A 7519-nucleotide genomic window follows, 5' to 3' on the forward strand; every position below is an offset into this window, starting at 1 on the left:
AGCCTGTTGCAAGGCGATCGTGCACCATGAACCGCGTGCTCGGCTTGATCGGGCGGCGCTTGCTTGCAAGCATGTTCGTGCTAGGGCTTGTGGTGGTCGGCACCTTCTTCCTGCTTGAAGCGGCACCCGGCGATGCTGTTGATGCCTATGCTGCCGCTCTTGGCGCAGGCGATGCAGGACTGACGGCTGAGTTGCGGGCCCAATGGGGTCTTGATCAGTCGCCATGGGCGCGCTTGCTCGCCTACGGCTACGCCCTGGCACATCTCGACCTTGGCCGATCCCTGATCTTCTCGCGCCCCAACCTCGAGATCATTAGGGAACGCCTCCCCAACACGCTTCTGCTGATGGGGACCGCGACCGCGCTGTCCTTTGGCCTCGGTTCCCTTCTGGGGATCTGGGCAGGGGCAAGGCCGGGGAGTTTTCGCGATCGGCTGCTGTCGATCGGCTCGCTTGCGCTTTACGCCATTCCCGGTTTCTGGCTGGGGCTCGTGCTTCTTGTGGTGTTCGCCATTGAACTCCGCTGGTTGCCGCTGAGCGGCATCGAAACCATTGCATCCGGCAAACAGGGGTTTGCGCGCGGCGCAGATATTGCGCGCCACCTAGTTTTGCCGGTAGGTGCGCTGAGCTTGATCTACCTTGCACTATATCTTCGCGTGATGCGCGCGGCCATGGCCGAAGCCTGGCGCCAGGACTTCGTGCTTGCTGCCAAGGCAAGGGGCATTCCGCGCCGTCGTATCGTGCTTGGCCATGTGGCACGCAACGCCATGATGCCCCTCGTGACGATGTTGGGCCTCCAGTCGGCGGCCATGTTGGGGGGCAGCATCGTCATCGAAAGCGTGTTTGCCATTCCCGGATTGGGTCGCCTCGCTTATGAAGCCGTCGCCGGCAGAGACACGTCACTGCTGATGGGCATCATCCTTGTCAGCGCGGTCCTCGTGATTGCGATCAATCTCGCGGTCGACCTGCTTTATGCCTGGCTCGACCCGCGCGTCGGCGCCAACACGACAGGTGTCGCGTGAGCCTTGCACAGCGGATTTCCCGCGCTCCTGAAGCCATCGCCGGCATCACGATCCTGATTTGCTTGATGCTGGTTGCCCTTTCAGCGCCCCTGCTTTTCCCGGGAGATCCCCTGGCGATCTCGGGCACGCCGTTGCTGCGCCCGTTTGTGGACGCAACCCACTGGCTGGGAACGGACCGACTCGGGCGCGACGTGCTCGCCGGCGTCGTACATGGTGCTCGAACATCGCTGCTAGTGGGGCTGGTTTCTGCGGCAGCTGCAATCGTCCTGGGCTCTGTGGTCGGCACCTTGGCGGGCTTTGCGGGCGGCTTGCTGGACGAACTCCTGATGCGGGTAACGGATGCCTTCCAGACCGTCCCGGGCTTTCTGATGGCGCTGGCCTTTGTCAGCACGATCGGGCCCTCGCTGATGGTGGTGGTGACGGCAATTGCCCTTGCAAGCTGGACCGCGCCAGCTCGCCTGGTGCGTGCGGAAGTCCTGTCCATCCGGGAGCGGGACTATGTCGCCAGCGCGCGTGCGATCGGCATGCACCCCTTGAAGATCGCGTTTCGCGAAATTCTGCCAAACGCGCTGCCGCCAGTTCTAGGGCTGTCCGCGATCATCGTCGCCGGCGCGATCTTGACGGAAGCGGCGCTTTCCTTCCTTGGCCTCGGCGATCCCAACCGCGTCACCTGGGGCGGCATGATCGCTGAAGGCCGCGCTGTGCTTCGATCCGCTCCCTTTCTTTCCATCATTCCGGGCGTTGCGCTCGTGCTGACCGTTCTAGGCGTCTATCTCGCAGGTGAAGGGCTGGTTGAAGCGACGAGCCGCAGGAGCCGGGCATGAGACGGCTGCTTCAGTTGAAGGAGTTCGGCGTCGCCTATGAGGGAGGGGGCGACAACAGCGCCCTCGCTCTCGAAGCCGTTGATCTGGAGATCCGCGCCGGCGAGAAACTTGCGCTTGTCGGGGAAAGTGGATCGGGAAAAACCACGCTTGCCCTGGCGCTTGCATCCTTGTTGCCATCGCATGCGCGGCGCTTTGGAACAATGGCATGGGAGGCGAGCGAGCCCAGGCCGGGAGGGGATATAGGCTTTGTTTTTCAGGATCCTGGCGGCAGCCTGAACCCGGTGCGTCCGGTGGGCGACACGATTGCGGAGGTCGTGCGGATCCATCGCCACCAGGACCGCCGCACTGCGATGCGCATGACCTTGACGCTCCTGGATCAAGTCCGCCTCCCCGATCCAGAACGCATTGCCCGCGCCTATCCCCACCAGTTGTCGGGCGGACAGCGCCAACGCGTTGCCTTGGCGGCAGCCCTAGCGGGTGACCCGAAGATCCTTGTTGCCGATGAGCCCACAAGTGCACTCGATACCGTTGTTCAGGCGGCGGTGATTGAGCTCATCCAGTCGCTGACAACGACAGCGGGCATGACCCTGATCTTCATCAGCCACGACATCGCTCTGGTTTCCGAGTTCGCCGATCGGATCGCGGTGTTCCGGTCAGGCCGGTTGGTTGAGGTTGGAACACCCGACGAAATCATTTTTGCCCCCGGGCAGGCTTACACCCGCCACCTCATCGAAGCCCATCGGGCGGTAGGCTTCTGATGCGCCCGTTGCTGCAGGTTTCCGGGCTCACCAAAGCCTTCAAACGGGGCGGAAGAGGCGTTCCGGCGGTGCAGGATGTATCCTTTGACATCGGGCCTGCCGAAACGCTCGCGCTGGTGGGCCCCTCGGGAAGCGGGAAGTCGACGCTCGCGCGCCTTGTGACCCGGTTGATCGAACCCGATGGCGGGTCGATCCTCTTTGAAGGCGAGGACATCTTGCGGCTGAAGCCAAAGGCCATGCGCGCCATGCGGGCAAGGCTTCAGATCGTCTTCCAGGACCCGGGGTCCGCCTTCAACCCGCGGGCAACGGTTTCGCGCGCGATTGCCGATTCGCTGAAGATCCACACCGGCTTCAGCCAAGGCGAGCGACGGACGCGAGTCCGCGATCTGTTGGAACGCGTCCGGCTCAACCCCGATCTTGCGGAGAGATCCATTCACGACCTGTCGGGCGGACAGCGCCAAAGGGTGGCGATTGCGCGGGCGATGGCCAGTTCGCCGACTTTGATCGTTCTGGACGAAGCGGTTTCTGCCTTGGACGTGTCCGTTCGCGCCGAGATCCTACATCTTCTCAAGCGGCTGCAGCGCGAAACACGCGTTGCTTACCTGTTCATCACGCATGATCTCGGCGTGGTTCGGGCGATCGCTGATCGCGTCGCCGTTCTGGATGATGGCCGCATCGTGGAGCACGGGTCAGCGCAAGAGATCATCGCCACGCCGCAATCGCCGACGGCGCAGGCGCTGGTGGCCGCTGTGCCGCGGCTCAGGCTCCAGGCGCAGTAGCCGACAGCGTGCAAAAGCCTGCTTCGGGAGATGACCCCTCCTCCGGCTTGCTGTGCCGGAGAAAGCTGCTAGATCCTGATTTCCAGTTCCCCAATGGAGGCAAGGCGGATGTTCCCGGACAGACTTCGCGATGGTTATCAGGCGTTCCTCGATGGTCGCTTCATCGGCGAACGATCCAGATATCAGAGCCTGGCCGAAGCGGGACAGAAGCCGGAAATCCTCGTTTTCGGCTGCATCGACTCGAGGGTGTCCCCGGAGGTCATCTTTGATGCAGCGCCGGGTGAAATGCTGGTGGTCCGCAACGTGGCGAACATCGTCCCTCCCTATGAACCGGATCGTGAGTTCCAGCACGGAACCAGCGCGGCGCTAGAGTTCGGCGTTCAGGCGCTGAAGGTGAAGCATATCGTTGTTCTGGGGCACGCCAGCTGTGGCGGCATCCGTGCCTTTGCAGACGAGATCGAGCCCCTGTCGCCCGGCGACTTTATCGGCCGCTGGATGGCGCAGATCGCGCCTGCCGCGCAAAGCCTTGGGCCGCGCAGCTTGAGTGATGCGGATTACCTGCAACGACTCGAGTTCGCGACCGTCGAACTCAGCCTCCGAAACCTGATGACCTTTCCCTGCGTGCGCATCCTGGTTGAGCGCGGCAGACTTCAGTTGCACGGCGCCTATTTCGCCGTCGCCACGGGACGGCTGATGGTGCGCAATCCGGATACGGGCACGTTTGAAGCCTTCTCGGGACGCAGCTCCTTCAACGAAACCGCAGCCGAGTAATCGCCGGAAAGCGAGTGTCAGCACGATGGCTGCGGAGTGTAGTGAGCCAGCCGCCGACCTCTGCAGCACAACAGACGCCGCCGTGATGCGGAAGGAACGGAGATCATGTCCGAAAAGCCACAAGCCGGCCCACAGACCGGAGCGGAAGCGCTCGTACGCACATTGATCGCAGGTGGGGTGGAGACATGCTTCGCTAATCCTGGCACAAGCGAGATGCATTTCGTGGCCGCGCTCGACCGCATCCCTGGCATCCGCTGCGTGCTGGGTCTTCAGGAAAACATCGTAACGGGAATGGCCGACGGCTATTTCAGGGTCACGCGCCAGCCTGCGGCAACCCTGCTTCATTGCGGTCCCGGTTACGCCAACGGCATCGCCAACATCCATAACGCCCGGCGTGCCGGCAGCGGCATGCTCAACATCGTCGGCGACCATGCCATTCCCCATGTCATCCATGACAGCCCTCTCACGGCCGATGTGGACGCGCTGGTTGGCGCAACATCCGAATGGCACGCCTTCGGAACGGATCCGGCGCGGATCGGCGAGGATGCAGCACGCGGTCTTGAGGCGGCGGGATCGGCTTACGGACAGGTCGCATCGCTGGTGCTTCCGGCCGATGTTTCCTGGAGCGAGGGTGGCATCGATGCCAAGCCCGCTGCCCCGCGCGGTCCCATGGCACCCGATCCCGTCGCCATCAAGAAGGTTGCCCGGGCGCTGCGATCCGGGGGCAAGGCCGTGATGATCCTCGGCACGCCAGCGGTTGTTCCGGAATTGCATCCGCTCCTGGGAGGTCTCGCTGCCGAAACAGGCGCGGTTCTGATGGGTAGCCCGATGATCGCGAGACTGCCGAGCGGCAAAGGGCGCATGGTCTTTCCTGAGGTCCCCTACCCCGTGGATCAGGCTATCAAGGCACTTGCGCCCTTCGATGTGGTGGTGCTCGTGAATGCACCGCCGCCAACCGGCTTCTTCCTTTATCCCGGCCGCCCGAGCCTGATGCACCGGTCGGACGCCGATGTTCTGACGCTGGCGCGAGAGGATCAGGACGCGGCTGCCGCGTTGCAAGCGCTTGCGGCGGAACTGGGTGTCGGACCTGTGCCCGTGCCGGGGCCGAGCGGGTCCGGCATTCCTCTGCCCGTCGGCCCGATCACGCCGGACGGTTTTGCAGCGGTTGTTGCGAGGCACTTGCCCGAAGATGCGATCGTGATCGACGAGGCTCTGACCCTTGGCGGTGGTTTTCCGGCCGTGATGCCCAATGCAGCGCCCTGCGACTGGCTCACCGTGACCGGCGGCGCAATCGGCGGCGGCATTCCCTTGGCAACGGGCGCAGCCGTTGGTGCGCAGGCGATGGGGCGCCCGGATCGCCGGATCATCGCTCTCCAGGCCGATGGATCCGCGGCTTACACCGTGCAGGGGCTCTGGACACAGGCGCGCGAAAACCTGCCCATCACCACGCTCCTCCTCAACAATCGCTCCTACGCGATTCTCATGGGGGAATACGCCAAGGTCGGGGCACGGCCGGGACAGACCGCGAAGGACATGATGAGCCTGGATCGACCGGCAATTGCCTGGGCGACGATTGCTGAAGGGTTTGGCCTTTCCAGTGAAACAGTCACCACATTGGACGCGCTCGATCTTGCTTTACAACGCGCGCTCGCCTTGAATGGGCCCATGCTGATCGATGTCCAGTTTTCCTGATTGGAGCTGGAGGTGGTTGTTTGCGGCAGAGCATGAGGAAAGTTTGAGATGATTGAAAAGCGCCAGTTCTACATCAACGGAAGCTGGGTGGATCCCAAGGTTGCTCATGACCATCCGGTGATCAACCCGTCGAACGAGGAACCCTGCGCGACCATCAGCCTGGGATCGGATGCCGATACGGACGCGGCGGTTGCCGCTGCAAAGGCCGCTTTTCCCGCTTGGGCTGCAACATCCGTGGCCGAGCGCAAAAGCTACGTGGAAGGCATTCTGAAGCAGTTTGAGAAGCGTCGCGACGAGATGGCGAAGGCAATCTCGCTCGAAATGGGCGCGCCGATCGAACTCGCCTTCGGCTCTCAGGCCGGATCGCTTGAATGGCACCTGCGAAACTTCCTCGTGGCCATCGACGAGATCCAGTGGTTGAAGCCAATGGGCAGCAAGGGCGACACCATGATCGCGCAGGAACCGATCGGCGTTGTCGGCTTGATCACGCCTTGGAACTGGCCGATGAACCAGGTCACCTTGAAGGTGGTACCGGCCATGCTCGCCGGTTGCACCTGCGTGCTGAAGCCTTCGGAGGAAGCGCCACTGTCTTCCATGCTGTTTGCGGAGTTTGTGCACGATGCCGGCGTTCCGGCTGGCGTGTTCAACCTGGTGAACGGCGACGGCGCGGGCGTGGGAACACGTCTTTCCGGGCATCCCGATGTGGAGATGATCTCCTTCACCGGATCGACCCGCGCCGGCCGTGCGATTTCAAGAACCGCGGCCGAAACGCTGAAGCGCGTTACGCTCGAACTCGGTGGCAAGGGCGCTAACCTCGTTTTCGCGGATGCGGATGATGGTGCGGTTGAGCGCGGCGTTCGCCACATGATGCAGAATTCGGGACAGTCCTGTAACGCCCCTTCGCGGATGCTCGTTGAGCGCCCTTACTATGATCGCGCGGTGGAAATCGCCACGTCCGTGGCAAACACCATCAAGGTCGCCCCTGCGGATCAGAAGGGCGATCACATCGGGCCTGTCGTCAACAAGCGCCAATGGGACCAGATCCAGAACTACATCCAGAAGGGGATCGAAGAAGGTGCGCGTCTGGTCGCGGGTGGCCTGGGTCTCCCTGAGGGCATGAACCGCGGCTATTACGTACGCCCAACGGTTTTCGCCGACGTGAAGCCGGGCATGACCATTGAACGCGAAGAAATCTTCGGCCCTGTTCTGGCGATGATGCCATTCGACACGGAAGAAGAAGCCGTGAAGGTCGCGAACGACACGCCCTACGGCCTCACCAACTATGTCCAGAGCGGCAACCAGGAGCGGCGTCACCGCCTCGCACTGCAGCTCAAGGCAGGCATGGTCGAGATGAACGGCAAGGCGCGGGCAGCCGGAGCGCCATTCGGCGGCGTCAAGGCGTCCGGACGCGCTCGCGAAGGCGGCGTGTGGGGCATCGAGGAGTTCCTCGAAGCCAAGGCCATTTCGGGCTGGAACTGAGCCGTCGTTTCCCGGCGCTCAGCTGAACCACCGCCTGAAAGGCAGTACATAACGGGAGGAAGGCCGCTGCGGCTTCTTCCTCCCGTTCAGCCTCACAAAGTGACGCGCAGCCGAGCCCATTTGAAGCGGGCTCGGCAACTTTCGCAGATTAAGCCAGCCCCTCTGCTGCGACAGCGCTTGTCAGCCGCTCCAGTGTC

The 7519-nt window shown here is 62.9% G+C and carries 7 protein-coding genes; all 7 read left to right on the plus strand.

From position 1 onward, the window contains the following. The first annotated feature begins 26 nt into the window (after positions 1 to 26). The 7 genes from J5Y06_RS16780 to J5Y06_RS16810 all read left to right on the plus strand — a co-directional run bounded on the left by J5Y06_RS16780 (position 27) and on the right by J5Y06_RS16810 (position 7322). Positions 27 to 1019, plus strand: coding sequence for an ABC transporter permease (locus J5Y06_RS16780; protein ID WP_209336322.1), 993 nt, complete (start codon positions 27 to 29; stop codon positions 1017 to 1019). Then, complete coding sequence (locus tag J5Y06_RS16785; RefSeq protein WP_209336323.1) at positions 1016 to 1843, plus strand: ABC transporter permease; 828 nt, start codon at positions 1016 to 1018, stop codon at positions 1841 to 1843. The genes J5Y06_RS16780 and J5Y06_RS16785 overlap by 4 nt, the downstream gene beginning before the upstream one ends. After that, positions 1840 to 2601 carry an ATP-binding cassette domain-containing protein gene (locus J5Y06_RS16790; protein ID WP_209336324.1) on the plus strand — a complete coding sequence of 254 codons (762 nt, stop codon included), beginning with the start codon at positions 1840 to 1842 and terminating at the stop codon, positions 2599 to 2601. The genes J5Y06_RS16785 and J5Y06_RS16790 overlap by 4 nt, the downstream gene beginning before the upstream one ends. Then, on the plus strand, positions 2601 to 3380 hold the full coding sequence (locus tag J5Y06_RS16795; protein WP_209336325.1) for an ATP-binding cassette domain-containing protein: 780 nt from the start codon (positions 2601 to 2603) through the stop codon (positions 3378 to 3380). Before J5Y06_RS16790 ends, J5Y06_RS16795 begins: the two co-directional genes overlap by 1 nt. 108 nt (positions 3381 to 3488) lie before the next feature. Continuing rightward, positions 3489 to 4151, plus strand: a complete 663-nt coding sequence (locus J5Y06_RS16800; protein WP_209336326.1) for a carbonic anhydrase — start codon at positions 3489 to 3491, stop codon at positions 4149 to 4151. Positions 4152 to 4256: 105 nt separating this feature from the next. Next, positions 4257 to 5843, plus strand: coding sequence for an acetolactate synthase large subunit (locus J5Y06_RS16805; protein WP_209336327.1), 1587 nt, complete (start codon positions 4257 to 4259; stop codon positions 5841 to 5843). A gap of 48 nt (positions 5844 to 5891) precedes the next feature. Continuing rightward, on the plus strand, positions 5892 to 7322 hold the full coding sequence (locus J5Y06_RS16810; protein ID WP_209336328.1) for an aldehyde dehydrogenase family protein: 1431 nt from the start codon (positions 5892 to 5894) through the stop codon (positions 7320 to 7322). Positions 7323 to 7519: the final 197 nt, after the last annotated feature.

The sequence above is a fragment of the Tianweitania sediminis genome (assembly GCF_017813335.1).
Lineage (GTDB): Bacteria > Pseudomonadota > Alphaproteobacteria > Rhizobiales > Rhizobiaceae > Tianweitania > Tianweitania sediminis.

Coding starts and splice junctions, on each gene's coding strand:
- J5Y06_RS16780 (WP_209336322.1), top strand. CDS start 27: ATGAACCGCGTGCTCGGCTTGATCGGGCGGCGCTTGCTTGCAAGCATG.
- J5Y06_RS16790 (WP_209336324.1), top strand. CDS start 1,840: ATGAGACGGCTGCTTCAGTTGAAGGAGTTCGGCGTCGCCTATGAGGGA.
- J5Y06_RS16795 (WP_209336325.1), top strand. CDS start 2,601: ATGCGCCCGTTGCTGCAGGTTTCCGGGCTCACCAAAGCCTTCAAACGG.
- J5Y06_RS16800 (WP_209336326.1), top strand. CDS start 3,489: ATGTTCCCGGACAGACTTCGCGATGGTTATCAGGCGTTCCTCGATGGT.
- J5Y06_RS16805 (WP_209336327.1), top strand. CDS start 4,257: ATGTCCGAAAAGCCACAAGCCGGCCCACAGACCGGAGCGGAAGCGCTC.
- J5Y06_RS16810 (WP_209336328.1), top strand. CDS start 5,892: ATGATTGAAAAGCGCCAGTTCTACATCAACGGAAGCTGGGTGGATCCC.